Here is a 26,962-nt window from a genome sequence, read left to right as displayed (position 1 = left end):
GTGTGTGTGTCCTGTCGGTCAGTCGGCGGCTGCCGGCTGCTTCCACCAGCCGCCGCCCAGCGCCACGAACAGCGCCGCGGTGTCGCTGTAACGGGCGGCCTGGGCCTGGATCAGGCCGATCTTGGCCTGCTGGTAGCTGCGTTCGGCGTCCAGCAGGGCCAGGTAGCTGATGCCGCCCAGCTTGTATTGCCGCTCGTGCACCGTCAGCGATTCGCGCGCCTGGGATTCGGCGTCGGCCTGGGCTTTCAACGCCATGGCGTCGGCGTCCACCGCGCGCAGGCTGTCGGCGACGTCCTGGAAACCCTTCAGCACGGTTGCCCGGTATTGCGCCTCGGCTTGCCGGTAGGCCGCCTCGGCCGCGCGGCGCTTGGCGCTGAGCGCGCCGCCGTTGAACAGCGGCTGCAGCAGCCCGCCGGTGACGTTCCACAAGGTGTTGCCGACATCCATGTTGGGCAGCACCGTGTGCTGAGTGCCGTAGCTGCCGCTGAGGGTGATCTGCGGATACTGGTTCGCGGTGGCGACGCCGACATTGGCGCTGGCCTGATGCAACAGCGCCTCGCTGGCGCGGATGTCCGGGCGCTGGCGGGCAAGGTCGGACGGCAGCGACACCGGCAGCTCGTCCGGCAGCTTCAGCGATTCCAGCCGGAATTCCGGCAGGCCGCCTTCGCCGGGGAAGCGGCCCGCCAGCGTCGCCAGCAGGTTGCGGGTTTGCGCCAGCGCTTTTTCCAGCGGCGGCAGTTGGGCGCGGGTCTGCGCCACCAGCGTGCCCTGGCTCAGCGCCGCGGAGCGGGCCTGGGCGCCGAGCGCCACCTGCTTGTCGACGATGGCCAGCTGGGCTTCCTGAGCCTTCAGCAATTCCCGCGTGGACTGCAACTGGCCGCGCAGCGAAGCTTCCTGAACCGCGGCGGTGACCACGTTGGCGACCAGCGTCTGGTAGGCGGCCTCGGTCTGGAAGCGCTGGTAGTCGGCGGCGGCCATCAGGCCTTCCAGCTGGCGGCGGGAGCCGCCGAACAGGTCCAGCGTGTAGGACACATTGAGGGTGGCGCTATAGACGTTGAACTCGCTGGGCGTGGTGCCGGTCAGGATCGCGCGCTGGCGGCCGCCGCCCAGCTGGGCGTTGACATTGGGGAACAGCAGGCTGCCCGAGGCCGCGTTGTAGCTCTCGCGGGTCTGGACCAGCGCCGCCTGGGCGGCTTCCAGCGTGGGGTTGTGCTCCAGCGCGGCGCGGATCAGCTGGTCCAGCTCTGGAGAGCGGAACAGCGTCCACCATTGCGCGGGCAGTTCGCCGCCGTTGACCAGCCGCTGGCCGGCGCCGGCGGAACCGGCCCGTTCGGTGCTGGCGGTGGCTGCCGGCAGCGGCGTTTCCGAATAACCGCGTTTGGCGGCGTCCGGCAGGATGGGGGATTTGAAGTCGGGGCCGACCGCGCAGCCGGCCTGGGACAGGACCAGGGCAAGCAGCGCGAGGCGGCGCCAGGACGGCCTGCCGGCGGCGGCCTGCCGCGGACGGGCGGATGGAGAATTGGATCTGGAATACACAGCGTGCTCCTGAATGTGCAGGAATGCCGCGCGGCCATCATCCGGATCTGCGGCCTTCCCCGATTTCTTCCCTTGCGAGGGCTCTCTTGGACGGAGCAAGGGAATGAATCCCGTATGCTCTCTGGATTTCGTTCATATGTCTACTGGGTTGATGGTGTGGTTTTGTGAATGTCGTCTTGTTGAACATGACTGTCGCTCCCGTTTGGCCGAACGCGGGGGAGGGGGCGGAGAGTCAGATGGACGACAGCCATTGCCGAGCGGCCGCGGCCGGCGCCATGCCCTCGCGGCTGATCAGATGGTCCAGCCAGGCGACGGTCCGGTTGCCCAGCCGCAGCGCGCGCAAGTTGTCTACGGCAGCTGGCGGCAGGCGGGCCAGCGCGGCCTTGCGGATGAGCAGCGTCGCCTGATCTTGGCCGCGCAACAGCTTGTCCGGGTCCGCCAGTTCGCGGATGCGGTGGCGCCAGTGCAGGAATTGTGGTTGCCACAGCGGCACTACCATCCAGTCGCGCCGCGCGACGGCGTGTTCGAACGCGGAGACGCAATCTTCCAGGCTGCCGTTTTCGAAATGGTAGCCATCCTCGTCCAGCCGGTAGCGGGCGACGATTTCGCGGGAGAAGCGGCTGATGCCGGCGCCGGGATTGATGCCTTGTATCTTCTTGACCATCCGCGCCGAGACGTCCGGTTTTTTCAGATCGGCGATTTCGGCCACCGCTTCCGCCGGCACATAGTCGGGCACGCCCCACAGCGCGTAGGGGGAATACAGCGCGGCCAGCTTTTCGATTTCGTCCGCTATCGGCGCGAGATAGGCGCCGTGGCTGCCGGGCAGCCAGGCGCTGCACAGCATGTCGCCCTGGCCAGCCGCCAGCAGCTCGAACGCGCGCTCGTGCGGCGCGCGACGCTCTTCGACCGCCACGCCGTGCCGTTCCAGAACGGCGGCCACCGCGGCGGCGCTGGCGGCATGGAAGGACAGGTCTATCGTGATCAGGGTGATGCGGTCAGTTGTCATCGCAGTTCCTTGGCTGAATTGGCGGATGCCTGCCGCAGCGCGCGGCCGGCATGCAGCAGGATGGCGCGCGCGGCGGGCGCGACACCGTCCAGGTGAAGGCTGGCATGAATCAAATCCGGCAGCAGGATGGTTTCGGCCGGCACGCCGGCCGTTCGCAGCTGGGCGGCGTAATCCAGTCCGTCGTCGCGCAAGGGATCCTGTCCGCAGACGATCACCGTGGCCGGCGGCAAGCCGGCCAGGTTTGCGCGCAGCGGCGAGGCATAGGGCGACGCGGCGGCGGCTTCGTCGGGCAGATACATATGCCAGCAGGCCTGCATCGCTTCGCGGGTCAGCAGGTGGCCGTCAGCGTAGCGCCGGTAGGATTCGGTGTCGAAACGGCAATCGGTGGCGGGGTAGATCAATAGCTGGTGGCGGATCGCCGGGCCGCCGTGGTCGCGCAGCCACAGGCAGGCCGCCGCGGCCAGGTTGCCGCCGGCACTGTCGCCGGCCAACGCCGGAGCCTCGGCGTCGGCGCCCAGCTCGCGGGCATGGGTAACGGCCCACTGAACGGCGGCGACCATGTCCAGCAGCGGCGTAGGGAAGCGGTGCTCCGGCGCCAGCCGGTAGTCCGGCACTAGCAGCAGGCAGCGGCCGGCATTGGCCAGCGCCCGCGCCGGGGCGTCGTACAAACCCAGCGAGCCGCGCGTCCAGCCGCCGCCGTGGGCGAATACCGCCAGCGGCAGCTGCGTCGATCCGCTGTCCGCCGGGCGGTACAGCCGCGCCGGCAGGGAAAAGCCGTCGGCGACCGGTATCGCCAGCGTCGTCACCGCGTCCACCGGTTCCGGCGGCGCCTGCCAGCGGCGCAAGGCCTCGGCGGAGGCCCGCGCCCGTTCCAGGCTCTCGGGCTCGATGTCCAGCGCGCCGGCGGCGCGGGCCTGCGCCAGGAAGGCCGCCATCGGCGCATCGGCCCGCTGGCTCACAGCGCCGGGTCCGGCTGGAAGTGGACTAGTTCCGGCTCGCCGTCGAAGTAGCGCCAGAAGCTTTGGGCGAACGGCTGGAAATCCTCGTGGGCCATGAAAGCCCGGTGGGCGTCCAGACTATCCCACTGCACCGCTAGCAGATAGTCGCGCTCGGTCTCGAGCTGGCGGCCCAGCTTATGCGCCTGATAGCCCGGTTTGCCGCGCAGGTAGCGGGCCGACGCTTCGGCCCAGGCGGTTTCGAAGTCTTGCAGTTGGCCCGGCTTGACGCGCAGGCGGACGATTTCAACGATCATTTCACATGAGTCCTGGTGGATGAGGGGGGGCTCAGAACCTGTGTACGATCTCGCGAGCTAGGGCGCGACAAGGCGAAAATGGCTGAAGAAGCGGAATATGCATATGGGGGTGCATGAGCGTTCTGAAGACATTTCAACGCCGTATCGCCGACGCGCGGCAGATCGCAAGCAGGTTCTCAGAAGCCGGCCAGCACGATCTTGCCTTTGGCGGTATTGCTTTCCAGCAGCGCGTGGGCGCGCTTGAGATTGGCGGCATTGATCGCGCCGAAGCGCTCGGCGACCGTGCTCTTGACGATGCCGGCGTCCACCAGCCGCGCCAGCTCGGTCAGCAGCTTGTGTTGTTCGATCTGGTCGTCGGTGGCGAACATCGAGCGGGTGTACATGAACTCCCAGTGCAGCGAGAGGCTCTTGCGCTTCAGCTGGGCAATGTCCAGCGCGGCCGGGTCGTCGATCAGCGCGAGCTTGCCCTGCGGCGCCAGCGATTCGACGATCTCGGAGAAGTGGGCATCCGTCTGGTTCAGGCTGGCGACGTAATCGACTTGGTCGACGCCGATGCGCTTGAGCTCCCGGCTCAGCGGCTGGCGGTGGTCGATGACGTGATGGGCGCCCAGTTCTTTGACCCAGGCCTGGGTTTCCGGCCGCGAGGCGGTGCCGATGATAGTGAGGCCGGTCAGCTGGCGCGCCAGCTGGACCAGGATGGAGCCGACGCCGCCGGCCGCGCCGACCACCAGCAGCTTCTTGCCGGATGGCTGCTTGTTGGCCAGCACCTGAAGGCGGTCGAACAGCAATTCCCAGGCGGTGATGGCGGTCAGCGGCAGCGCGGCGGCGGTTTCGAAATCCAGGCTGTCCGGCATCTTGCCGACGATGCGCTCGTCCACCGCGTGCAGTTCGCTGTTGGCGCCGGGCCGTTGCAGCGCGCCGGCGTACCAGACGCGGTCGCCCGGCTGGAACAGGCTGGCCTTGGCTCCGACGGCCTTCACCACGCCGGCGGCGTCCCAGCCCAGCACGCGGGCTTGGCCGGCCTCCGGCGCCATATTGGCGCGCACTTTGACATCCACCGGGTTGACGGAGATGGCTTTCACTTCCACCAGCAAGTCATGCTCGCCGATGGCCGGCTCGGGCAGCTGCACGTCCTGCAGCGCTTCTGGGTGGGAGATGGGCAGGCTTTGGTAGTAGGCGACGGCTTTCATTTCGGTTTCCTTGTTTGCTATCCGGGCGGCGCAGGGTCCGCCTTCGTGATGCCTCGCATGGTATTGTGGTTTGATTTAAAGAAAATCCGGCTAATATATGAATCAGTTTCAAAAAAATTTTGATGAAAATGGTTCGAGTAGACGATTTGCAGGTATTCATCCGCGCCGCGGACAATGGCAGCCTGTCGGCGGCCGCGCGGCAGCTGGATCTCAGCCCGGCGGTGGCCAGCGCCGCCTTGAAGCGGCTGGAGCAGGCGCTGGGCGCGCAGCTGCTGGCGCGCTCCACCCGCAGCCTGAGGCTGACGCTGGCCGGAGAGCGCTATCTGGAGCACGCCCGCGGCGCGCTGGACGCGCTGCAGGCGGGCAGGCTGGCGCTGGAGCAGGATCGGAGCGAACTGTCCGGCAGCCTGTCGCTGTCGATGCCGTCGGATCTGGGACGCAACCTGCTTAGGCCTTGGCTGGACGATTTTTTGCGATCGCATCCCGGGCTGGGCCTCCAATTGCGGATCAGCGACCGCGTGGCCGATCTCTACCGCCAGCCGGTGGACGTGGCGCTGCGCTATGGCGTGCCCGAAGATTCCAGCCTGGTGGCGTTGCCGCTGATGCCGGACAACCGCCGCGTGCTGTGCGCGTCGCCGGACTATCTGGCCCGCCATGGCGCGCCGGAGACGCCGCAGGATTTGCGCGGCCACCAGTGCCTGCGGATGGTGTTGGGAACGGCGGTGCACGAGCGCTGGAGCTTCGAGCGCGATGGCCAGCGGCAGACGGTGGCGGTGGGAGGGCGCTGGCTCAGCGACGATGGGGAGGTCGTGCGGCGCTGGGCGGTGGATGGCTGCGGCATCGCCTACAAATCCCGGCTGGACGTGCTGGCCGATCTGCGCGCCGGACGGCTGGCGCGCTTGCTGCCCGGCTATGAAACCGAGGCGACGCCCTTGTGCCTGGTGACCCCGCACCGCTTGATGCTGTCGCCGGCAGTGGCGGCGCTGCGCGCGCATCTGCAACATTGCCTAGAACAGTATCTGGCGGAACCCGGTGCCGACCGCGCCGATTGAAACAAGTTTCCTGGGGAGGGAAGGGCCGATGTGTATTTTCCGCGGGGATTCGGGCTATAATCGCGACCTTGAATCTCTAACCTTGCGAATCCAGCATTCCAAGCCACTATCTTCCAAATGATCCGCAAGCTCATCCGTAAAGTTCTGGAATTGCCCATGGGCAAGCGCCGCGGCAAGCCGCGCGTCTATCCGCTGCCGCAGCACGGCGTTCGCCGCGACCAGCTCAGCCACGCCGCGCTGCGCGTGACCTCCCGTCTGCAGGAGGCCGGCTTCTCCGCCTTCGTGGTGGGCGGCGCGGTGCGCGACCTGATGCTGGACGTGTCGCCCAAAGACTTCGACGTGGCCACCAACGCCACGCCGGAGCAGGTGCATCATCTGTTCCGCCGCTCCCGCATCATCGGCCGCCGTTTCCGCATCGTCCACGTGATGATGGGCCCGGAAACCATCGAGGTGACCACCTTCCGCGGCGGCAGCGTCGACGACACCAATGAAACCGGCCGCATCATGGCCGACAACAGCTTCGGCAGCCAGGAAGAGGATGCGCACCGCCGCGACTTCACCGTCAACGCGCTGTTCTACGATCCGTCCAACGAAACCGTCATCGATTACCACAACGGCGTCAGGGACCTGCACGCCAAGAAGCTGGTGATGATAGGCCAGCCGGCGCGCCGCTATCAGGAAGACCCAGTGCGCATGCTGCGCGCGGTGCGCCTGGCGGCCAAGCTGGGCTTCGAGATCGACGAGGACACCAAGAAGCCGATCCGTTCCCACGCCCATCTGTTGAAGAAGGAGCCGCCGGCCCGCTTGTTCGATGAATTGCTCAAGCTGCTGATGTCCGGCCATGCCTACGCCTGCCTGAAAAAGCTGCGCGAAGAAGGCCTGGCGCGCGGCGTGTTCCCGCTGCTGGACGCGGTGATGGACGACAAGGGCGGCGAAGACGCCTTCCTGAAGCTGAGTCTGGACAGCACTGACGCCCGTCTGCGCGCCGACAAGCCGATTTCCGTAGGTTTCCTGTTGGCCACCTTGTTGTGGCGCCAGGTGGCCCAGGGCTGGCAGCGCCGCTGCGAGGCCGGCGAGAAGAGCCTGCCGGCGTTGCTGGACGCCATTTCCGATGTCGAGAACGAGCAGGACAACGATTTCGCCATTCCGCGCCGCTTCAGCGTGACCATGCGCGAAATCTGGACGCTGCAGGCGCGTTTCGACAGCCGCACCGGCGGCCGTCCGTACCGTTTCCTTGAGCAGCCACGCTTCCGCGCCGCCTATGACTTCCTGGCGCTGCGCAGCGAGGCCGGCGAAGTGCCGAGCGCCCTGGTCGAGTGGTGGGAGCGCTTCCAGCGCGCCGACGGCGATGAGTGCGAGCGCCTGATCGCCGAGGCGAAAGAGGGCGGGGCGGAAGAACCCGCCAAGAAGCGCCGCCGCCGGCGCAGTGGCCGCCGCAAGCCCGAGGGCGCGGGGGAGAGCGCCGAGTGACGCTGGCCTACGTGGCTCTGGGCAGCAATCTGGAGCAGCCGGAACAGCAGGTCAGGGCCGCTCTCGCGGCCCTTGGCCATTTGGCCGGGACCGAGATGGTCCGCCACTCCTCGCTGTACCGCACCGCGCCGGTCGGTTACGCCGACCAGCCCGATTTCATCAACGCGGTGGCCCTGCTGGACACCGCGCTTCCGCCCCACCGGCTGCTGGACGAATTGCTGGCGCTGGAGCAACGCTTCGGCCGCGAACGCAGCTTCCGCAACGCGCCAAGGGTGCTGGATCTTGACTTGTTGTATTACGATGGCGTCTTTCTCGAGGATCCGCGGCTGATCCTGCCTCATCCCCGGATGCATGAGCGCGCCTTCGTGATGGCGCCGCTGGCCGAGATCGCCGGCGGATCGACGCTGCCGGGCGTCGGCGACGTAGCCGCGCTGTCGGCGGCGCTGGCCGGCGACGGCGTGGAGCGCCTGGACGACGAGGCCAACCCGAACAAACAGGAACAAGCATGAGTCAATTGCGATACGTGGTGGTGGAGGGGCCGATAGGCTCGGGCAAATCTTCGCTGGCCCGCCGGCTGTCAGAGTACTGGGGCGTGCAACTGAAGGCCGAGGACCCGGCCGCCAATCCCTTCCTGCCGCGCTTCTATCGCAATATGCCGGCCCACGCGCTGTCCACCCAGCTGAGCTTTCTGCTGCAGCGGGCGGACATCGCGCGCGAGATGATCAGCGGCGAGCTGCAGGCCGCACCGCTGGTGTCGGACTTCCTGTTCGAGAAGGACGCGCTGTTCGCCCGCCTTAATCTGGACGAGAACGAGCTGGCGGTTTACCAGCGTTTGGCGCGGCTGTCGCTGCCGGAGCATCCGGTGCCGGACCTGGTGATTTATCTGCAGGCGTCCGAGGACATCCTGCTGCAGCGGGTGGCCGCGCGCGCGGTGGACTACGAGGTGAACTTCCCCGAGGGCTACCTCAAGCGCGTCCATGCCGGCTACAGCGAGTTTTTCCATCAGTACGAGTCGGCGCCGTTGCTGATCGTCAACACAGACCATCTCAATCTGGTGGACGACGGCGAGGACTTCGAGTTATTGATCCGCTGCATTGCAGAAATGCGCGGCCAGCGCAGTTATTTCAACAAGAGCGTCTGACCGGGGACCGGTTGCATCGTCCCCCTGGACGCCGCAGATGGAACACGAGGAAGTCGAGAAATGAAAATAACCGTCAATACCCTGCACAAGCTGGCCGCGGAAGGCCAGAAGATCAGCATGCTGACCTGCTACGACGCCAGCTTCGCCAGCCTGCTGGATGAAGCCGGCGTGGAAATCCTGCTGGTCGGCGACTCGCTGGGGCCGGTGATGCAAGGCGTGGACTCCACGCTGCCGGTCAGCGAGGAGGACATGCTCTACCACATCCGCTGCGTGGCCCGCGGCAGCAAGAACGCGCTGATCCTCGGCGACATGACTTTCGGCGCCTACCAGGAAAGCCCGCAGCAAGCGTTCGCCCACGCCGCGCGCCTGCTGCAAGCCGGCGCCCACATGGTGAAGCTGGAAGGCGGCGCCTATATGGCCGAGACCACCCGCTTCCTGGTGGAGCGCGGCATTCCGGTGTGCTCCCACATCGGCCTGACGCCGCAGTACGTCAACATGTTCGGCGGCTACCGCGTGCAGGGCAGGGGCGAGGACGCGCAGCGCATCCTGAACGACGCCAAGGCGCTGGCCGAAGCCGGCGCCAGCCTGGTGTTGATGGAATGCGTGCCGGCGCCGCTGGCCAAAGAGATCACCGAAACCGTCAAGGTGCCGACCATAGGCATAGGCGCCGGCGCGGATACTTCCGGCCAGGTGCTGGTGCTGCACGACATGCTGGGCGTGTATCCGGGCAAGAAGGCCAAGTTCGTCAAGAATTTCATGGAAGAGGCGGACAGCATCCAGGGCGCTGTCCAAGCCTACGTCAAGGCGGTGAAGGACCAATCCTTCCCGGCGGCGGAACACACTTACTGAGCCCGGAAGAGAACGAGAGATGGAAATCATCCGTACCGTGGCCGAGATGCGCGCCTGGCGCAAGCAGGCGGGCAAGCTGGCTTTCGTGCCCACGATGGGCAATCTGCATGAGGGGCACCTGAAGCTGGTGGCCGCGGCGCGAGAACGCGCCGAAAAAGTGGTGGTCAGCATCTTCGTCAACCGACTGCAGTTCGGCCAGGGCGAGGACTTCGACGCTTACCCGCGCACTTTCGACGCCGATTGCGCCAAGCTGGCCGCCGCCGGCGTGGACGCGCTGTTCTTCCCGACCGAGCGCGAGCTGTATCCGCGCGTGCGGCAGGACTTCAACGTCGAGCCGCCGCATATCCAGGACGAGCTGTGCGGCGCCTTCCGTCCCGGGCACTTCCGCGGCGTGGCCACCGTGGTCACCAAGCTGTTCAACATCGTGCAGCCTGACCTGGCCTGTTTCGGCAAGAAGGACTACCAGCAGCTGCACGTGATCCAGGCGATGATCGCCGACCTGAACTCGCCGATCGAAATCGTCCCGGTGGACACCGGCCGAGCCGCCGACGGCCTGGCGTTGTCGTCGCGCAACGGCTACTTGTCTGCCGAAGAGCGCGCCGAGGCGCCGCGTCTGTACCGCAACCTGTCCATGATCCGCGACGGCCTGTTGTCCGGGAGCCAGGACTACGCCGCGCTGGAGAACGCCGCGCGCGACGATCTGGCCGCTGCCGGCTGGACCGTGGATTACGTGGAGGTGCGTCAGGCCGATACGCTGGAAATCGCCCATGCCGGCGAGAAACGGCTGGTGGCGCTGGCCGCCGCGCGGCTGGGCAAGACCCGTCTGATCGACAATATCGAGGTATTCCGCTGAGAGCCGTCGGCGCGGCTGACGCCGCGCCGGGCGCTCCGAAACGGAACGAGAAGGAAAACTGCCATGCAACGCAATATGCTCAAGTCCAAGCTCCACCGCGTGACCACCACGCACGCGGAGCTGCATTACATCGGCTCCTGCGCCATCGACGAGAACCTGCTGGAAGCGGCGGACATTCTCGAGTACGAAGAGGTGCAGATCTGGAACGTGACCAACGGCGAGCGTTTCGCCACCTACGCGATCAAGGCCGAGCGCGGCTCCGGCGTGATCTCGGTCAACGGTTCGGCCGCGCGCCGCGCCGCGCCGGGCGACCTGCTGATCATCGCCTCGTTCGCGCAGTACGAGGACGCCGAGCTGAAGGGGCACTCGCCCAAGCTGGTGTTCGTCGACGGCGAAAACCGCCTCACCGAAGTGAAGGGCGCCACGCCGACCCAGCCGGCCTGATCTTCCATTTGTTTCGCCTTGTCGCCGCGCGGCAGTCCGAAAGGGCCGCCCGCGGCGATTTGCTTTTTTGCTAGCGTTTGACGTACTTGGCCAGCAGGCGGGCCAACTGGCCGGAGCGGCGCATCGATTCCAGCTCTTCGTCGACCAGCTGCCTCAATGCCTCGCCGCGCGGATTTTTGCGGCTGAAAATCATATGGAAGGGGTTGGGGTGGGTGCCGGGCAGCGGCGCGTGCCCTATCGCCGAGTCGCCGATCACGTCCAGCGTGCCGACGCTGGCCAGGCCGGCCATCACTTCATAGTCTTCCGCGAACACGTCTAGTCGGCCGGCCTTCATCATCTTCACCAGTTCGGTATAGCTGGCGGCGAGTATCATTCTGCTCTTGTCCACGCTATCCAGGCTGGCGTAGGCATAGCCTTTGACGCCGCCCAGCCGATAGCGGTTGAGGTCGGCCTGGCTGTCCAGCTTCAGCCCCTGGGGAAAACGGTCTTTCGCGTAGAACACGTAATAGTGAGTCTGGTAGTAGGGCGCTGAAAACAGGAAGCGCTTCTCCCGATCCGGGTTCTTGCTGGCGCTGAGCGCCATCACGTAGTTCTCCCCAGCCTCTATCGATGCCAGACAGCGCTTCCATGGCGGCAGGACAATGGAGAACGGAATGCCGTGCTTGCCGAGAATGGCGCTTATCACTTCGACCGAGAAGCCGGTGATTTCGGTCGTCGGCTTGCCCTCGGCCCGGCGGTAATAGGTGTACGGCGGCCACTCATCGCCGTCGTCGCAGATGCGCACCGGCGAGCGGTCGGGCTCCTGAGCGGAAGCGGGCGCATGCGGCAGCGCCAGGCAGAGCAGGACGGCGGAGAGGATGCGGCGCATGGCGGTTTCCCGAGAAGTGCATATTCCATTGTATGCGGCGTTTGCCATCTGTCCGGGATGTCTGAAGGCATTGGCGCAATGGTTTTTTTGCACTTGCAGCATGGCTGAGGCATAGTGAAATGGAGAGGCGGCGGATGCCGCATTCCAATCCTGCGAAGGAGCGTCGATGAGCGTAGGCCTGACCGGAGGCTGTCTGTGCGGCGCGGTGCGCTATCGCTTGCGCGGCACGCCATGCCACATCACCCATTGCCATTGCCGCAGTTGCCGCCGGGCCAGCGGCGCCGCCTTCGTCACCTGGTTCACCATCCGGGTGCACGAGCTGGAGTGGCGCGGCGAGCGGCCGATGCAGTATCACTCGTCGGCGGCGGTGTCGCGCGGCTTCTGCCCGCATTGCGGCTCCACGCTCACCTATTTCCACGAGTCCGACCCGGAAGAGATCGACGTCACCGCCGCCTCGCTGGACACGCCCGAGGTGCTGGTGCCGGAGCACCATACCTGGTGGGAGCAGCGGCTGGAGTGGGGCACCGCCAACGCGCAGAGCGCGCTGCCCGTGCATCAGCGCTGCGGCGGCTGAGCGATTAGCCCTTTCTTGCGCGGGGCGGACTGAAAAGCGGCTTCTTGGGCCCGGGTGGGCGTTAAGCTAGCTGCCTGGGGCTGACGACCACGCCGTCTTCGTCGGCGTACAGCCATTGGCCGGGCGAGAGGTCCCCCCCGGCGATGCGCACCGGCAGTTCCTTCTGGCCGCTTCCCAGCTTTACCGACTTGCGCGGATGCGCGGCTAGCGCCTTGACGCCCAGCGGCAGTTTGCCCAGCGCCGCGCTGTCGCGCACGCAGCCGTCTATCACCAGGCCGGCCCAGCCGTTCTTCACCGCCAGTTCGCCAAGCTGGTCGCCCAATAGCGCGCAACGGCGCGAGCCGCCGCCATCCACCACCAGCACCCGGCCGTTTCCGGCTTCGCCCAGCGTCTCGCGCACCAGGCTGTTGTCCTCGAACAGTTTCAGCGTGGCGATCGGGCCGTGAAAGCGGATGTTGCCGCCGAACGATTGAAAGATCGGGTCCAGAACCTGGATTTCCGCGTCGAAAGCGTCGCACAGGTCGGTAGTGGCCAAGCTCATGTCGTCTCCCGGATATGAAAATGCCGCCCACCGGTGAGGGTGGGCGGCATCGCCCGCGGGGTACGCGGGCTTTGGGTGCGCCGCTTGTGGCGGCTTAATGGAACTGTTCTTCCTCGGTGGAGCCGGTCAGCGCGGTGACGCTAGAGGTTCCGCCCTGGATCACGGTGGTGACGTCGTCGAAGTAGCCGGTGCCCACTTCTTGCTGGTGGGACACGAAGCTGTAGCCGCGGTCGCGGGCGGCGAACTCGGGCTCCTGCACTTTTTCGACGTAGGCGGACATGCCGCGCGCCACGTAGTCCTGCGCCAGGTCGTACATGTTGAACCACATGCTGTGGATGCCGGCCAGGGTGATGAACTGATACTTGTAGCCCATCGCGCCCAGCTCGCGCTGGAACTTGGCGATGGTGGCGTCGTCCAGATTCTTTCTCCAGTTGAACGACGGCGAGCAGTTGTAGGCCAGCAGCTTGCCCGGATGCTTGGCATGCACGGCTTCGGCGAACTTGCGGGCGAACTCCAGGTCCGGCGTGCCGGTCTCGCACCATACCAGGTCGGCGTAGTCGGCGTAGGCCACCGCGCGGCTGATCGCCTGCTCCAGACCCTTCTTGGTCTTGTAGAAGCCTTCGGCGGTGCGCTCTCCGGTCAGGAAGGGCTCGTCGTTGGGGTCCACGTCGCTGGTCAGCAGGTCGGCCGCTTCGGCGTCGGTGCGGGCGATCACCAGCGTAGGCACGCCGTAGACGTCAGCCGCCAGGCGGGCGGCGATCAGCTTCTGGATCGCTTCCTGGGTCGGCACCAGCACCTTGCCGCCCATGTGGCCGCATTTCTTCACCGAAGCCAGCTGGTCTTCGAAGTGCACGCCGGCTGCGCCGGCGCGGATCATCGACTTCATCAGCTCATAGGCGTTCAGCACGCCGCCGAAGCCGGCTTCGGCGTCGGCGACGATGGGCGCGAAGTAGTCGACATAGCCCTTGTCGCCTTGTTCGATGTTTTTGGCGTGCTGGATTTCGTCGGCGCGGGTGAAGGTGTTGTTGATGCGTTCCACCACCTTGGGCACCGAGTCCACCGGATACAGCGACTGGTCCGGGTACATCGCCGAGTATTCGTTGTTGTCCGCCGCCACCTGCCAGCCCGACAGGTAGATGGCCTTGACGCCGGCTTTCACCTGCTGCATGGCCTGGCCGCCGGTCAGCGCGCCCAGACAGTTGACGTACGGTTCGTTGTTGACCAGCTTCCACAGCTTTTCCGCGCCGTGGCGCGCCAGGCTGTGCTCCACCTGCAGCGAGCCGCGCAGGCGCTCGACGTCGGCGGCGCTGTAGCCACGCTTGATTCCCTTCCAGCGCGGGTTTTCGTCCCAGTCTTTCTGGATCGCTGCAATGCGTTGTTCGCGAGTCGTCATGTTGAAACCCTTCTCGAAACGTTTCTGTGCTCGCCGGCGAACCGGCGTCCTCGATGGCTGTACGGCGTATCCGGTGTGCCGGATTTTTGTCGAAACCGGGTCTGTTCGACCTGATTTTTCTTGGCCGAGCGGGGCTGCGTTTTTTGCGCCGCCGCAACGGTTTTCTCCTTGGTGTGCGGCCATTATAAGCACAAAAAAATCGCATTGTGTGCAGTGCAGCACAGAAAAAATCCAATATTTTCATTAGCTAACAATGTGCTGCTTCAAACGAATATTTCAGTGCGGCAAATGCATTGTTTGCGAAAAATCAGCCGTAGAAATACGCGCATTGACTATTTTTTTCTTGATGTAGAGATATGCGAGTCAGGGCTTGAAATCGCTGCGAAAGTCCCTACCTTGGGTCTGGACATCAATTTAGCCGGTGCAATTCCGAGGAAACGTCATGCAAGAGAACCAAAACCAGGCGGCGGAAGCCGTGGAAAACGAAATGACCGATACCGCCAGCGCGGCGCATACCGAGCTGGAGCAGACCCCCGAGCAGCATATCGCCGGGCTGGAAGCCGAAATCGCCGAACTGAACGACACCCTGCTGCGCGCCCGCGCCGAGCTGGACAACCAGCGCCGCCGCGCGCAGGACGAGGTGGCGGCCGCGCATAAATATGCGATCGGCAAGTTTGCCGGCGAGCTGGTGACGGTCAAGGATTATCTGGAAATGGCGCTGCTGGACCAGAGCGGCCAGATCGACACCCTGAAGATGGGTGTGGACATGACGCTGAAGCAGCTGGTCTCCGCCTTCGACAAGGCGCAGATCAAGGACATCGCGCCCAAGGCCGGCGACAAGCTGGATCCGCACCAGCACCAGGCGATGAGCGCGGAAGAGTCCGACGCCGAGCCGAACACCGTGGTGCGCGTGATGCAGAAGGGCTATTTGCTGGCCGACCGCGTGCTGCGCCCGGCCATGGTGGTGGTGGCGAAGGCCAAAGCATAAAAAAGGCGGATGCCGCCCTCTTGAAAAGCGCGGCATAGCCAATATTTATTGAGACAACAGGCTCTGGCTATCAAACCAGCCAAAGCCGGAACGAATAGAGAAAAGGAATACATCATGGGTAAAATCATCGGTATCGACCTGGGCACCACCAACTCCTGCGTGGCAGTGGTGGAAGGCGGCAACCCGAAAGTCATCGAAAACGCCGAAGGCAACCGCACCACCCCGTCCATCATCGCCTACGTCGAAGACGGCGAGATCCTGGTGGGCGCGCCGGCCAAGCGCCAGGCGGTGACCAACCCGAAGAACACCATTTATGCCGCCAAGCGCCTGATCGGCCGCCGCTTCGAGGATAAGGAAGTGCAGAAGGACATCGACCTGATGCCTTTCGAAATCCTGAAAGCCAAGAACGGCGACGCCTGGGTGAAGGCGCGCGACCAGGAACTGGCTCCGCCGCAAATCTCCGCCGAAGTGCTGCGCAAGATGAAGAAGGCCGCCGAAGACTACCTGGGCGAAGAAGTGACCGAAGCGGTGATCACCGTGCCGGCCTACTTCAACGACAGCCAGCGCCAGGCGACCAAGGACGCCGGCCGCATCGCCGGCCTGGAAGTGAAGCGCATCATCAACGAGCCGACCGCGGCCGCGCTGGCCTTCGGCCTGGCCAAGCAGGAAGGCGACCGCAAGATCGCGGTATACGACCTGGGCGGCGGCACCTTCGACGTGTCCATCATTGAAATCGCCGACGTGGACGGCGAGCACCAGTTCGAAGTGCTGTCGACCAACGGCGACACCTTCCTGGGCGGCGAAGACTTCGACCAGCGCCTGATCGACTACATCGTCACCGAGTTCAAGAAAGAGCAAGGCGTCGATCTGAAGCAGGACGTGATGGCGCTGCAACGCCTGAAGGAAGCCGCTGAAAAGGCCAAGATCGAGCTGTCCAGCGCCACCCAGACCGAAGTGAACCTGCCGTACATCACCATGGACGCGACCGGTCCGAAGCACTTGGCGATGAAGATCACCCGCGCCAAGTTCGAAAGCCTGGTCGACGACCTGATCGCCCGCTCGATCGAACCGTGCCGCGTGGCGCTGAAGGACGCCGGCGTGTCGCTGTCCGACATCACCGACGTGATCCTGGTCGGCGGCCAGAGCCGCATGCCCAAGGTGCAGGACGCGGTCAAGGAATTCTTCGGCAAGGAGCCGCGCAAGGACGTGAACCCGGACGAAGCCGTGGCCGTCGGCGCCGCGATCCAGGGCTCCGTGCTGTCGGGCGACCGCAAGGACGTGCTGCTGCTGGACGTGACCCCGCTGTCGCTGGGCATTGAAACCCTGGGCGGCGTGATGACCAAGCTGATCCAGAAGAACACCACGATCCCGACCAAGGCTTCGCAAACCTTCTCCACCGCCGACGACAACCAGACCGCGGTGACCATCCACGTGCTGCAGGGCGAGCGCGAGAAGGCCGCCGCCAACAAGTCGCTGGGCCAGTTCAATCTGGGCGACATCCCGCCGGCGCCGCGCGGCATTCCGCAGATCGAGGTCGAGTTCAACATCGACGCCAACGGCATTCTGCACGTGTCCGCCAAGGACAAGGCTTCCGGCAAGCAGGCCAACATCACCATCCAAGCCTCTTCCGGTCTGTCCGAAGCCGAGATCGAGCGCATGGTGCAGGATGCCGAAGCCAACGCCGAGGAAGACAAGAAGCTGCACGAGCTGGTGACCGCGCGCAACCACGCCGAAGGCTTGATCCACAGCATCAAGAAGTCGCTGTCCGAGCACGGCGACAAGATCGGCGCCGATGAAAAGGCCAAGATCGAAGACGCCATCAAGGCGGCCGAGGAAGTGGTGAAGGGCGACGACAAGGAAGCCATCGAAGCCAAGGCTGAAGAACTGGCCAAGGCCAGCCAGAAGCTGGGCGAGATCATGTATGCCCAGGCTGCTCAGGCGGAAGGCGGCGCCGAAGGCGCGCAGGCCGCCGCTGGCGACAAGAAGGACGAAGGCAACGTGGTTGACGCCGAGTTCGAAGAAGTGAAGAAAGACAAGGCCTGATAGCCGTCTTGTCATGAAGGCGCCAGATGACCGGGCCAAGCCCTCCGGGAAGCCCCGGGGCTTGCTCCGGTCATCGGCGTTTGCGTGACGCCTTCAGGTCCGGTCTTTTGGAGAGTGCATGTCGTCCCGTATCACCTTTTCGGCCCGCGGGCCGTTTTTCGAAACGCTGAAGTCCCGGGTTGATGCCTATTTTCAGCAAACCGGCCAGCGCCACACCGGCAACCGGCTATTGCATTTCAAGACTGTGTTTTCCTACGCGCTGGCTGGTTTCAGCTACGCGATGCTGGTGTGGGGCGCGGAGCATTTGTGGACGGCGCTGCTGGCCGGTTTCGGCCTGACGCAAGGCTTGGTGCTGATCGCCTTCAACGTGATGCACGACGGCGCGCACGGCAGCTATTCGCGCAAGCGCTGGGTGAATTGGCTGATGGGTTCCAGCATGGAAGTGCTGGGCGGCAGCCAGAGCATGTGGCAGCAGAAACATAATGTGTTGCACCACACTTACACCAATGTCGACGGCAAGGACGACGACATCGCGCTGGGCAGCCTGATGCGCTTGTCGCCCGCCACGCCGTGGCGGCCCTGGCACCGGCTGCAGCATTGGTACGCGGTGGTCCTGTATAGCCTGTTGACGCTGTTCTGGTTGCTGTTCAGCGATTGGCACAAGATGATACGCGGCAAGATCGGCGACACGCCGCTGCCGAAGCGGGCATGGTGGGAATGGCCTTATTTCGTGGCCACCAAGTTGCTGTATATCGGCTATGCGCTGGTTTTGCCTGCTTTGTACCATCCGTTTTCGCATGTGCTGCTGGCCTTCCTGGGCGTGCACCTGCTGTTCGGCCTGACCTTGTCGGTGGTGTTCCAGCTGGCCCACACGGTGGAAGGCGCGGCGTTTCCGCTGCCGGGCGACGACGGCAAGATGGCGGACGAGTGGGCGGTGCATCAGTTGAAAACCACGGCCAATTTCGCTTGCGGTAACCGCCTGGTGACTTTTTACATGGGCGGCCTGAATTTCCAGGTCGAGCATCATTTGTTCCGCAAGACCAGCCATGTCCACTATCCGGCGCTGAGCAGGATAGTCGCCGAAGCCTGTCGCGAGCATGGCATGCCCTACCAGTCGTTCCAGTCGGTGTGGTCGGCGATGAGGGCGCATTTCCGCTTTTTAAAACAGATGGGGCGACAACCGGCCGCGCTGAGCGTGGGTCCTGTTGCTGCGGCAACCAGAATTTGAGAGTGACAGCAAGATGTCCAAACGAGACTATTACGACGTGCTCGGCGTCAACCGCGACGCCTCCGACGACGACATCAAGAAAGCCTACCGCAAGCTGGCGATGAAGTACCATCCGGACCGCAATCCGGACAGCAAGGAAGCGGAGGACAAGTTCAAGGAGGTGAAGGAAGCCTACGAGATCCTGTCCGACAGCCAGAAGCGCGGCGCCTACGACCAGTTCGGCCATGCCGGGGTTGACCCGCAGGCCGGCGCGGGCGGCGGCCAGGGCTTCGGCGGCTTCGGCGATTTCGCCGACATCTTCAGCGACATCTTCGGCGGCGGCCGGGGCGGCAACGGCGGCGGGCGCTCCAATGTCTACCGCGGAGCCGATCTGCGCTACAACATGGAGATCTCGCTGGAAGAAGCGGCGCGCGGCTGCGAGAAACAGATCCGCATTCCGTCGCACGAGTCCTGCACAACCTGCAGCGGCACCGGCGCCAAGCCGGGCACCCAGCCCAAGACCTGCGCCACCTGCGGCGGCCACGGCCAGGTGCGGATGAGCCAGGGCTTCTTCTCGATCCAGCAGACCTGCCCGACCTGCCACGGCAGCGGCAAGCAGATCACCGATCCATGCACCAGCTGCCACGGCGCGGGGCAGAAGAAGACCACCAAGACGCTGAACGTGAAGATCCCGGCCGGCGTCGACGAGGGCGACCGCATCCGTCTGGGCGGCGAGGGCGAACCAGGCCAGAATGGCGGCCCGGCAGGCGATCTGTATGTGGTCACCCACATCAAGCAGCACGCGGTGTTCCAGCGCGACGGCATGGACCTGCATTGCGAGATGCCGATTTCCTTCTCCACCGCGGCATTGGGCGGCGAGGTGGAAATTCCGACGCTGGACGGCATGGCCAAGGTGAAGATCTCGCCGGAAACCCAGAGCGGGCGCGTCTACCGTCTGCGCGGCAAGGGCGTGAAGGCGGTGCGCGGCGCTGAATTCGGCGATCTGCATTGCCATGTGGTGGTGGAGACTCCGGTCAAGCTGACCGAACGCCAGAAAGAGCTGCTGCGCGAGTTCGAGGCAATCAGCCAGGGCGATGTGGCCACCCACAACCCGCGTTCCAAGTCCTTCATGGACAAGCTGCGCGATTTCTTCGAATAAGCCGCTGTTGGCCAGCGGTGCCAAACGCCAGCCTCAGGCTGGCGTTTTTGTTTGGCCGCAGCAAAGCAAAACGGCCGCCCATTGGGCGGCCGTTCGCACATTCCTGAAACCGGGATGACTTAGAAGTTGTGCTTCATCATCGCCCAGATGGTGGACGAAGTGTCCTTGGCGTGCTTGTTGATGGTTTGAGCGTCGCGGTTTTCCTTCACCTGGCCGTAGCCGGCTTCCAGCAGCGTGCGCTTGCTGAGCGTGTAGTCCAGACCGATGGCCCATTGGGTGGCGCCCAGGCTGTAGCGGATGCCGTCCACTTTGGCGTCGTTGCGCTTCGAGTAGAGTATCGAAGGCTTGAAGTTGCCGATGGTGTAAGCGGCGTTCAGTGCCCAGCCGGTGTTTTCCAGCTTGTTGATGCCGGTATTGATGATGGGGCTCAGGCTGGCGACGCCGGGCAGTTTCAGCGAGCCGTCCTTGTTGGCGGCGTGGGCGTCGCCATACAGCGTAACCCACTGATAGCTCGCCGCCAGGTACAGCGCGTCGCTGGTGTAGCCGCCTTCCAGACGGTTGGTCGAGCTGTTGCTGCCGCCCTTGGTGTTCATCGCGCCGGCATAAGCCCAGGCGCCGAAGAAGCCGGAATTCTGGTAGGCGAGGCGCAGGCCGTATTTATCGCCTTGCTTCATCTGGCCGGCGGTGCTGTTTTCGCCCGCGCCGTATTGCAGAGAGGCGTTGAAGCCGTAGAAATCCGGGGAGTCGTAGCGGACGCTGTTCTTGAAGCGGGAGTCGCCATAGGCGCCGAACACGTCGGTGGCTTCGTACAGCGGGAAGCCGGCGCCCATGTTGTCGCGGTACGGGCCGTACAGGTTGTCGGTGGATTCGGTGTCGCCCAGCACATCGGTGATGTAACCCATGCGGATCTTGCCGAAGCCGCCTTCCAGGCCGACGAAGGTCTGGCGATTGGCCAGCGTGCCGGAATCGGTGCTGGCAAAGCCATTGGTTCCGTCGGTTGAGAAGCCGGTCTCTACCTGCCAGATGGTTTTCAGGCCATTGCCCAGATCTTCATTGCCGCGGAAGCCGATACGGCTGCCGAAATCGTCGACGCCGAAAGTGGAGCTGTAGTTGTTGGTGCTGTTCTTGGTGATGGAGACGCCGGTGCGCAGCGAGCCGTAGATGTTGACATCGGCTTGGGCGAATGCCGGGATGGCCGCTGCCACGGCGGCGGCGAGTACGATTTTCTTCATTTTCTCTAAAACCCTTTGTTTCGATTTTTTGCCCTGGGGCGCCTTCCGACGGTGTTGTTTTTATTCCGCCGTGATAGGTTCGGCAGTGTGTGGGAGGGATGAGTTTTCCGTCAAGACATACTTCTTAACATATCAGGATGGCTTGCTGTAATGACGTGTGTATTTTTTAGGCCTTTATTTCAATCTTTATTGGTATTTTCTTTCTATTCAGTGATTTATTTTTGTTTTTAATGCTGGGGATGGCATTTTTGGCAAGAATTGATTTGTATGGAATATAAAAATTTTAGTTAATAATGATAATGCTTGTTGCTTTTTTGCATTTTGCTGCAATTGCACAATTAATGATGATTGAGTTTTGTTCATGCAGAGCCATGGCTCGGGAATGAGGGCAGGGCTGATGGCAGCCAGGCTCCGCTGCGCATGAGTGCCAGCGGGTGGCCGGATATGCGCTGCGGAGGCTTGTCATCAAGGATGTCGTCTATGGTTGAACGGGTCTGTCTTGATCATGGTTGTCGCTTGATCAAGCGCTTGCGCCGGGAGGAGAGGCTGGAGTCGGCCTGCGGCGTGGAATGCGGAAGTGTGAGGGCAGGCATTGGGAAAACTGATGGATGCTTAAATGAATTTGAAAAATGGGCGGTTTCGCTTTTTCGCCATGATAACGAGTCGAGGATGTCCTGCGCCGTCACGGGTGGCGCGTGGCGGAAAGGCCGCCGCTGCGCGGACGCATCGGGGCGATGCGTAAAGCCCGCTGCCGCATCGTGGGGATTGGGCGTACAATTGCCGATGTCTTTTTTAAGGGGCTGTCGTCATGATTTTTGCTAATCGCTATTTCCCGGTGACCCGCATGCGCAGAATGCGCAAGGACGAGTTCAGCCGCCGGTTGATGCGCGAGAACGTGCTGACCACCAACGACCTGATCTACCCGGTCTTCGTGATGGAGGGCAGCAATCAGGTGGTGGACGTGCCGTCGATGCCGGGCGCGCCGCGCCTGACGCTGGACAGGCTGCTGCCGGTGGCCGAAGAGGCGCTGGAACTGGGCATCCCGATGCTGTCGCTGTTTCCTGTGATCACCGGCAACAAGGACAATGAAGGCAGCGAGGCCTACAACCCGGACGGTTTGATCCCGCGCGTGGTGCGCGAGCTGAAAAAGCGCTTTCCGGAGCTGGGGGTGATGACTGACGGCGCGCTGGACCCCTACACCATCCACGGCCAGGATGGCGTGATTGACGCCAACGGCTACGTGCTGAACGACGAGACCACCGAAATCCTGATCAAGCAGGGCCTGTGCCATGCCGAGGCCGGCGTCGATGTGTTCGGTCCGTCCGACATGATGGACGGCCGCATCGGCGCCCTCCGCGAGGCGTTTGAGGAAGAGGGCTTCATCCACACCAAGATTCTGGCGTACTCCGCCAAGTATTCGTCCGGCTTCTACGGCCCGTTCCGCGACGCGCTGGGCTCGTCCGCCAACTTGGGCAAGGCCGACAAGAACAGCTACCAGATGGACCCGGCCAATATCGAAGAGGCGATCCAGGAAGTGGCGCAGGATCTGGAGGAGGGTGCCGACATGGTGATGATCAAGCCCGGCATGCCTTACTTGGACGTGATCCGCCGCGTCAAGGACACCTTCCATGTACCTACCTTCGCCTATCAGGTGTCCGGCGAGTACGCGATGCTGAAGGCGGCGTTCCAGAATGGCTGGCTCAACGAAGAGAAGTGCATGATGGAAAGCCTGCTCGCCTTCAAGCGCGCCGGCGCCGACGGCATCCTCACCTATTTCGCGATGGATGCGGCTCGCTTGCTGCGCCAGCGCTGATATCATGAATAGATGAGCCGCACCCCTTGCCAAGACAGCGGCGAGGGGTGTTTGTCTATATAAGGGCGATATATGGATGTGCTGCACTCCACCTGGTTCTGGCTGGCGGTGATCGCCGCGCCGGCCATCACCGCGGCCGGCGTGCTGGCCAGGCTGGCCAGACGCGAGCCACCGGTCAAGCTGCCGCCTGGCGTCAAGCCGCTGAACTGGGACGAGGAGGACGATGCCTCGGAAAAGTTACATGACGGTGACAGAGAGCCGCCAAAACACTGATAACTGTCACTGCTAGCGCGCATGCGGCTGGGCTAAAATGGCGACAGTTTCGGCGCGCAGCCGCCATAAGCGGCGCGCGGTGCCTGCGGACGCGGGTTCGATTCCCGCGTCCCGCCAATCCAAAGGACTGCCATGAACCACACTTATCTTGCCCACCTGCAGGCGACGCTGGCCCAGATCAAGGCCGACGGCTTCGAGAAGCCGGAACGCGTGATCGCCACGCCGCAAAGTTCCGGCATCGCGCTGGCCGGCGGCGAGCAGGTGCTGAATTTCTGCGCCAACAACTACCTGGGCCTGGCCGACGACAAGCGCCTGGTGCTGGCGGCCAAATCCGGCATGGACCAGTACGGCTACGGTTGCGCATCGGTGCGTTTCATCTGCGGCACCCAGTCCATCCACAAGCAACTGGAAAAGTCGATTTCCGATTTCCTGGGCACCGACGACACCATTCTGTATTCCAGCTGTTTCGACGCCAACGGCGGCGTGTTCGAAACCCTGCTGACCGAAGAGGACGCGGTGATCTCGGACGAGCTGAACCACGCGTCCATCATCGACGGCGTGCGCCTGTCCAAGGCCAAGCGTTTCCGCTACAAGAACAACGACATGGCCGATCTCGAGGCGCAACTGGTGGCGGCTGAAGCCGCCGGCGCCCGCTTCAAGCTGATCGTCACCGACGGCGTGTTTTCGATGGACGGCATCATCGCCGACCTGAAGGGCATCTGCGATCTGGCCGAGCGTCATGACGCGCTGGTGATGGTGGACGATTCGCATGCGGTCGGCTTCATCGGCGAAACCGGCGCCGGCACCCCGGAATACTGCGGCGTGTCCGACCGCGTCGACATCTACACCGGCACGCTGGGCAAGGCGCTGGGCGGCGCGTCCGGCGGCTACGTCGCCGCGCACAAGCCTATCGTCGACTTGCTGCGCCAACGCTCGCGCCCCTATCTGTTCTCCAACACGCTGGCCCCGGCCATCGCCGCCGCCAGCGTGGAAGTGCTGAACATCCTGAAGAGCGGCGAGGGCGCCGAGCTGCGCGCCAAGGTGCGCCGCAACGCCGAGCTGTTCCGCAAGGAAATGTCCGCCGCCGGCTTCACCCTGGTGCCGGGCGAGCACCCGATCATCCCGGTGATGCTGGGCGACGCCCGCCTGGCCGGCGAAGTGTCCGCCAAGCTGCTGGCCGAAGGCGTGTACGTGATTGGCTTCTCCTACCCGGTGGTGCCCAAGGGCAAGGCCCGCATCCGCACCCAGATGTCCGCCGCGCACAGCGAAGAGCAGGTGTTGAAGGCCGTGGCCGCGTTCACCAAGGTCGGTCGCGAGCTGGGCGTAATCTGATTTGACCGCATGACAGGCGGCGCGGGCAAGACGCCCGCGCGCCCAAGGATAGAGACATGAAGGCGCTTGCCAAGCTGAAGGCCGCTCCCGGCCTGGAAATGACCGACGTTCCGCTGCCGGAAGTCGGCCACAACGATCTGTTGATCAAGATCGTCAAGACCGCGATCTGCGGTACCGACATCCACATCTGGAACTGGGACGAATGGTCGCAAAAGACCATCCCGGTGCCGATGCACGTCGGCCACGAGTATGTCGGCGTCGTCGCCGGCATGGGTTCGGAAGTGCAGGGCTTCAAGATCGGCCAGCGCGTGTCCGGCGAAGGCCACATCACTTGCGGTTATTGCCGCAACTGCCGCGCCGGCCGCCGCCACCTGTGCCGCAACACCACCGGCGTGGGCGTCAACCGCGAAGGCGCGTTCGCCGAATACCTGGTGATCCCGGCCTTCAACGCCTTCCCGATTCCGGATGATGTTTCCGACGATCTGGCCTCCATCTTCGATCCGTTCGGCAACGCCGTGCACACCGCGCTGAGCTTCAACCTGGTGGGCGAGGATGTGCTGATCACCGGAGCCGGCCCGATCGGCATCATGGCGGTGGCCATCGCCAAGCATGTCGGCGCGCGCCACGTGGTGATCACCGACGTCAACGACTACCGTCTGGATCTGGCGAAGAAGATGGGCGCCACCCGCGCCGTCAACGTCGCCCGCGAAGACCTGAAGGCAGTGATGCAGGAGCTGCACATGACCGAAGGCTTCGATGTGGGTCTGGAAATGTCCGGCAATCCGCAGGCTTTCCGCCAGATGCTGGAAACGATGAACCACGGCGGCAAGGTGGCGCTGCTGGGCATTCCGCCGTCCAACACCGCCATCGACTGGAACCAGGTGATCTTCAAGGGCCTGGAAATCAAGGGCATCTACGGCCGCGAGATGTTCGAGACCTGGTACAAGATGGTGGCGTTGATCCAGTCCGGTCTGGACATCAGCCCCATCATCACCCACCACTTCAAGGTGGACGAGTTCGAGCAGGGCTTCGCCGCCATGCTGTCCGGCCAAAGCGGCAAAGTGATTCTGGATTGGCGCTGAGCATCGTCCCGTTTCCACCGCATGCGAAGCGGCTCTGCGAGGAGCCGCTTTTTTCATGCCCGCTCAGGCGGTTTGGAAATAGGCGATCATCCGCCGCAGGTGTTCCGCCTGCGTGTTCAACTGGTCGGAGGCGGCGGACAGCTGTTCGGAGGTGGAGGCGTTCATCTGGGTGGCCAGCGACAGGTGGTTGACCGCGGCGTTGATCTGCTGCAGGCCTTCGCTTTGCTCATGCGAGGCCAGCGCGATCTCCTGCACCAGGCTGGCGGTTTTGCGGATGGCGGGCAGCATTTCGTCCAGCGCCGCGCCCGCCTGTTCCGCCATGTCCACGCTGCAGCCGGCCAGCGAGCCGATTTCCCGCGCCGCCGTCTGGCTGTGCTCGGCCAATTTGCGCACCTGGGCGGCCACCACGGTGAAGCCTTTGCCTTGGCTGCCGGCGTGGGCGGCCTCGACGGCGGCGTTCAGCGCCAGCAGATTGGTCTGGTAGGCGATGTCGTCTATCACGTCTATCCGGTTGGAAATGTCGCGTATCGCCGCCACGGTGCGGGTCACGGCCTCGCCGCCGCCGCCGGCGCTTTGCGCCGCCTGGCTGGCCATGGCGTCGGTGAGGCGGGCGCTTTCAGCGTTCTGAGTCACCGTGGCCGCGATCTCCTCTACCGAAGCGCTGGTCTCCTCCAGGCTGGCGGCCTGCTGCGACGCGTTCTGGCTCAGCGCCTGCGCCGAGGCGGCGACTTCGGACGAGGTGGCGTTCAGCTGCTCGGCGTCGAGCCGCAATTGCTCGATCACTCCGGTCAGCCGGCTCACCATGTGCTGCATCGCCGCCAGCACGCTGCGATCGTCGCCGTCGCGCAGCATCGGCCTTGCCGTCAGGTCGCCGCCGGCCACCCTGCGGGCGATCTCGGCCACCGCCGCCGGCTCGCCGCCCACCTGGCGGAACAGGCCCCGGCCGATGTGGCCGATGGCGCCGGCCAGGACCAGCAGGCTGAGGGCGGCGACGGCGATGAACAGGCTCAGGGTCTGGCGGTAGCCGCGGTCGGCTTCCGCGATCCGGTCGGCCAGCATCTTCTCGAATCCGTCCTGGACCTGGGCGCTCTGCCGCAGCAACTGATCGGTCATCGCGCGGTCCATGCCGCGCACCAGCTTGTCGACGGCTTGCCCGGAGAGCGGGTCTTCCTGGCGGAAGGAGGCCAGCGCCGCGCGGTAGCGGACGGTCAGCCGGAGATGCTCGTCGCGCACCGCGTCTATCGCCGCGCTGGACTCGCCGTCGTCGCGCAGCGCGGCGGAGGCTTGGGCCAGCGTTTGCTCGACGATGGCGCGCTCGGCTTCGAAGGCGGCGAGGTAGCGCTGGTAGTCGGCCGGATTGTTGCCGCGCAGCAGCACGTCCTTCCAGTCCTGCACTTGCACCTTGAAGTGCAGATTGGCCAGCTGCATCGCATGGTTGATCCGGCTGCCGCGGCTGACTTGCTCCAGTTCCCGCCGGGTGTTTTCCGCCATGTCGCGCAGCTGGCCCAGGCAGGATAGGGACAGCAGAAGCAGGACCGTCAGGTTGATCAGGGCCAGGAGCCAGAGCCTGGTTTTCATGCTGAGAGCTTTTTGCATCGGCATTTCTTCGCATTGGGCTGGTTGCTATCGGTATAGCCCGCCGCGACCGAGTCTTCGCGTTCCCG

26 protein-coding genes and 1 tRNA gene are annotated in these 26,962 nt (G+C 64.3%); 17 read left to right on the top strand and 10 right to left on the bottom strand.

All coding sequences use genetic code 11. From position 1 onward, the window contains the following. Positions 1 to 18 precede the first annotated feature (18 nt). The 5 genes from ACX17K_RS07410 to ACX17K_RS07390 form a co-directional block, all read right to left on the bottom strand. Complete coding sequence (locus ACX17K_RS07410) at positions 19 to 1,536, bottom strand: efflux transporter outer membrane subunit (protein ID WP_493774314.1); 1,518 nt, start codon at positions 1,534 to 1,536, stop codon at positions 19 to 21. Between the two features lie 232 nt (positions 1,537 to 1,768). Beyond that, a complete protein-coding gene (locus ACX17K_RS07405; protein WP_493774313.1) occupies positions 1,769 to 2,542 on the bottom strand; it encodes a glycine betaine ABC transporter substrate-binding protein in 774 nt (257 codons plus the stop codon). Then, entirely contained in the window at positions 2,539 to 3,501 is a 963-nt protein-coding gene (locus ACX17K_RS07400; protein WP_493774312.1) for an alpha/beta hydrolase, read from the bottom strand. The genes ACX17K_RS07405 and ACX17K_RS07400 overlap by 4 nt, the downstream gene beginning before the upstream one ends. Next, positions 3,498 to 3,794: an antibiotic biosynthesis monooxygenase family protein gene (locus ACX17K_RS07395; protein ID WP_493774311.1), complete on the bottom strand. Its 297-nt coding sequence runs from the start codon at positions 3,792 to 3,794 to the stop codon at positions 3,498 to 3,500. The genes ACX17K_RS07400 and ACX17K_RS07395 overlap by 4 nt, the downstream gene beginning before the upstream one ends. A 176-nt stretch (positions 3,795 to 3,970) precedes the next feature. After that, positions 3,971 to 4,984, bottom strand: coding sequence for a zinc-binding alcohol dehydrogenase family protein (locus ACX17K_RS07390; protein WP_493774310.1), 1,014 nt, complete (start codon positions 4,982 to 4,984; stop codon positions 3,971 to 3,973). Positions 4,985 to 5,106: 122 nt separating this feature from the next. Between ACX17K_RS07390 and ACX17K_RS07385 the strand changes: the two genes are divergently transcribed. The 7 genes from ACX17K_RS07385 (at position 5,107) to panD (ending at position 10,793) form a co-directional block, all read left to right on the top strand. Then, the gene (locus ACX17K_RS07385; RefSeq protein WP_493774309.1) at positions 5,107 to 6,036 is read left to right on the top strand and encodes a LysR family transcriptional regulator; all 930 of its coding nucleotides are present in this window, start codon (positions 5,107 to 5,109) and stop codon (positions 6,034 to 6,036) included. 117 nt (positions 6,037 to 6,153) lie between these two features. Then, complete coding sequence (pcnB, locus tag ACX17K_RS07380) at positions 6,154 to 7,506, top strand: polynucleotide adenylyltransferase PcnB (protein WP_221665226.1); 1,353 nt, start codon at positions 6,154 to 6,156, stop codon at positions 7,504 to 7,506. Continuing rightward, on the top strand, positions 7,503 to 8,015 hold the full coding sequence (folK, locus tag ACX17K_RS07375) for a 2-amino-4-hydroxy-6-hydroxymethyldihydropteridine diphosphokinase (RefSeq protein WP_493774308.1): 513 nt from the start codon (positions 7,503 to 7,505) through the stop codon (positions 8,013 to 8,015). Before pcnB ends, folK begins: the two co-directional genes overlap by 4 nt. After that, entirely contained in the window at positions 8,012 to 8,647 is a 636-nt protein-coding gene (locus ACX17K_RS07370; RefSeq protein ID WP_493774307.1) for a deoxynucleoside kinase, read from the top strand. The genes folK and ACX17K_RS07370 overlap by 4 nt, the downstream gene beginning before the upstream one ends. A gap of 60 nt (positions 8,648 to 8,707) precedes the next feature. After that, complete coding sequence (panB, locus tag ACX17K_RS07365) at positions 8,708 to 9,496, top strand: 3-methyl-2-oxobutanoate hydroxymethyltransferase (RefSeq protein ID WP_493774306.1); 789 nt, start codon at positions 8,708 to 8,710, stop codon at positions 9,494 to 9,496. Between the two features lie 19 nt (positions 9,497 to 9,515). After that, positions 9,516 to 10,349, top strand: a complete 834-nt coding sequence (gene panC, locus ACX17K_RS07360) for a pantoate--beta-alanine ligase (protein WP_493774305.1) — start codon at positions 9,516 to 9,518, stop codon at positions 10,347 to 10,349. A gap of 63 nt (positions 10,350 to 10,412) precedes the next feature. Next, the gene (panD, locus tag ACX17K_RS07355; protein WP_046168240.1) at positions 10,413 to 10,793 is read left to right on the top strand and encodes an aspartate 1-decarboxylase; all 381 of its coding nucleotides are present in this window, start codon (positions 10,413 to 10,415) and stop codon (positions 10,791 to 10,793) included. 70 nt (positions 10,794 to 10,863) lie between these two features. On the opposite strand, the gene ACX17K_RS07350 is transcribed toward panD, so the two are convergent. Next, positions 10,864 to 11,661: a substrate-binding periplasmic protein gene (locus ACX17K_RS07350; protein ID WP_493774304.1), complete on the bottom strand. Its 798-nt coding sequence runs from the start codon at positions 11,659 to 11,661 to the stop codon at positions 10,864 to 10,866. A gap of 166 nt (positions 11,662 to 11,827) precedes the next feature. On the opposite strand from ACX17K_RS07350, the gene ACX17K_RS07345 reads away from it, so the two are divergent. Further along, positions 11,828 to 12,235 (top strand): GFA family protein, encoded by a 408-nt coding sequence (locus ACX17K_RS07345; protein ID WP_021478193.1) that lies wholly within the window; start codon positions 11,828 to 11,830, stop codon positions 12,233 to 12,235. A 61-nt stretch (positions 12,236 to 12,296) separates the two neighbouring features. Here ACX17K_RS07345 and rraA read toward each other — a convergent pair whose 3' ends face one another. Next, positions 12,297 to 12,776, bottom strand: coding sequence for a ribonuclease E activity regulator RraA (gene rraA, locus ACX17K_RS07340; protein WP_493774303.1), 480 nt, complete (start codon positions 12,774 to 12,776; stop codon positions 12,297 to 12,299). Positions 12,777 to 12,870: 94 nt separating this feature from the next. Then, complete coding sequence (aceA, locus tag ACX17K_RS07335; RefSeq protein WP_021478195.1) at positions 12,871 to 14,169, bottom strand: isocitrate lyase; 1,299 nt, start codon at positions 14,167 to 14,169, stop codon at positions 12,871 to 12,873. A 442-nt stretch (positions 14,170 to 14,611) separates the two neighbouring features. On the opposite strand from aceA, the gene grpE reads away from it, so the two are divergent. From grpE to dnaJ, 4 genes are all read left to right on the top strand, one after another. Continuing rightward, positions 14,612 to 15,157 carry a nucleotide exchange factor GrpE gene (grpE, locus tag ACX17K_RS07330; RefSeq protein WP_493774302.1) on the top strand — a complete coding sequence of 182 codons (546 nt, stop codon included), beginning with the start codon at positions 14,612 to 14,614 and terminating at the stop codon, positions 15,155 to 15,157. A 114-nt stretch (positions 15,158 to 15,271) separates the two neighbouring features. Next, complete coding sequence (gene dnaK / locus ACX17K_RS07325) at positions 15,272 to 17,200, top strand: molecular chaperone DnaK (RefSeq protein WP_343481673.1); 1,929 nt, start codon at positions 15,272 to 15,274, stop codon at positions 17,198 to 17,200. Positions 17,201 to 17,318: 118 nt separating this feature from the next. Next, entirely contained in the window at positions 17,319 to 18,428 is a 1,110-nt protein-coding gene (locus tag ACX17K_RS07320) for a fatty acid desaturase family protein (protein WP_493774301.1), read from the top strand. Between the two features lie 13 nt (positions 18,429 to 18,441). Continuing rightward, a complete protein-coding gene (gene dnaJ, locus ACX17K_RS07315; protein WP_231151421.1) occupies positions 18,442 to 19,566 on the top strand; it encodes a molecular chaperone DnaJ in 1,125 nt (374 codons plus the stop codon). A gap of 119 nt (positions 19,567 to 19,685) precedes the next feature. On the opposite strand, the gene ACX17K_RS07310 is transcribed toward dnaJ, so the two are convergent. After that, on the bottom strand, positions 19,686 to 20,798 hold the full coding sequence (locus ACX17K_RS07310; RefSeq protein ID WP_493774300.1) for a porin: 1,113 nt from the start codon (positions 20,796 to 20,798) through the stop codon (positions 19,686 to 19,688). 808 nt (positions 20,799 to 21,606) lie between these two features. Here ACX17K_RS07310 and hemB point away from each other — a divergent pair. From hemB to tdh, 5 genes are all read left to right on the top strand, one after another. Continuing rightward, positions 21,607 to 22,611, top strand: a complete 1,005-nt coding sequence (hemB, locus tag ACX17K_RS07305) for a porphobilinogen synthase (RefSeq protein WP_493774299.1) — start codon at positions 21,607 to 21,609, stop codon at positions 22,609 to 22,611. A 72-nt stretch (positions 22,612 to 22,683) separates the two neighbouring features. After that, complete coding sequence (locus tag ACX17K_RS07300) at positions 22,684 to 22,884, top strand: hypothetical protein (RefSeq protein WP_493774298.1); 201 nt, start codon at positions 22,684 to 22,686, stop codon at positions 22,882 to 22,884. Positions 22,885 to 22,909: 25 nt separating this feature from the next. After that, a tRNA-Tyr gene (locus ACX17K_RS07295) sits at positions 22,910 to 23,001 on the top strand. 15 nt (positions 23,002 to 23,016) lie between these two features. Continuing rightward, entirely contained in the window at positions 23,017 to 24,216 is a 1,200-nt protein-coding gene (locus tag ACX17K_RS07290; RefSeq protein ID WP_493774297.1) for a glycine C-acetyltransferase, read from the top strand. A gap of 56 nt (positions 24,217 to 24,272) precedes the next feature. Beyond that, positions 24,273 to 25,298 carry an L-threonine 3-dehydrogenase gene (tdh, locus tag ACX17K_RS07285; protein WP_021478204.1) on the top strand — a complete coding sequence of 342 codons (1,026 nt, stop codon included), beginning with the start codon at positions 24,273 to 24,275 and terminating at the stop codon, positions 25,296 to 25,298. A 63-nt stretch (positions 25,299 to 25,361) separates the two neighbouring features. Here the strand turns inward: tdh and ACX17K_RS07280 are convergent, their stop codons facing one another. After that, positions 25,362 to 26,876, bottom strand: a complete 1,515-nt coding sequence (locus ACX17K_RS07280) for a methyl-accepting chemotaxis protein (protein WP_493774296.1) — start codon at positions 26,874 to 26,876, stop codon at positions 25,362 to 25,364. Positions 26,877 to 26,962: the final 86 nt, after the last annotated feature.

This window comes from Chromobacterium sp. INPA-IVC, assembly GCF_059047085.1.
Note: the sequence above shows the minus strand (reverse complement) of the source record. Positions and strands in the feature narration are given on the sequence as shown.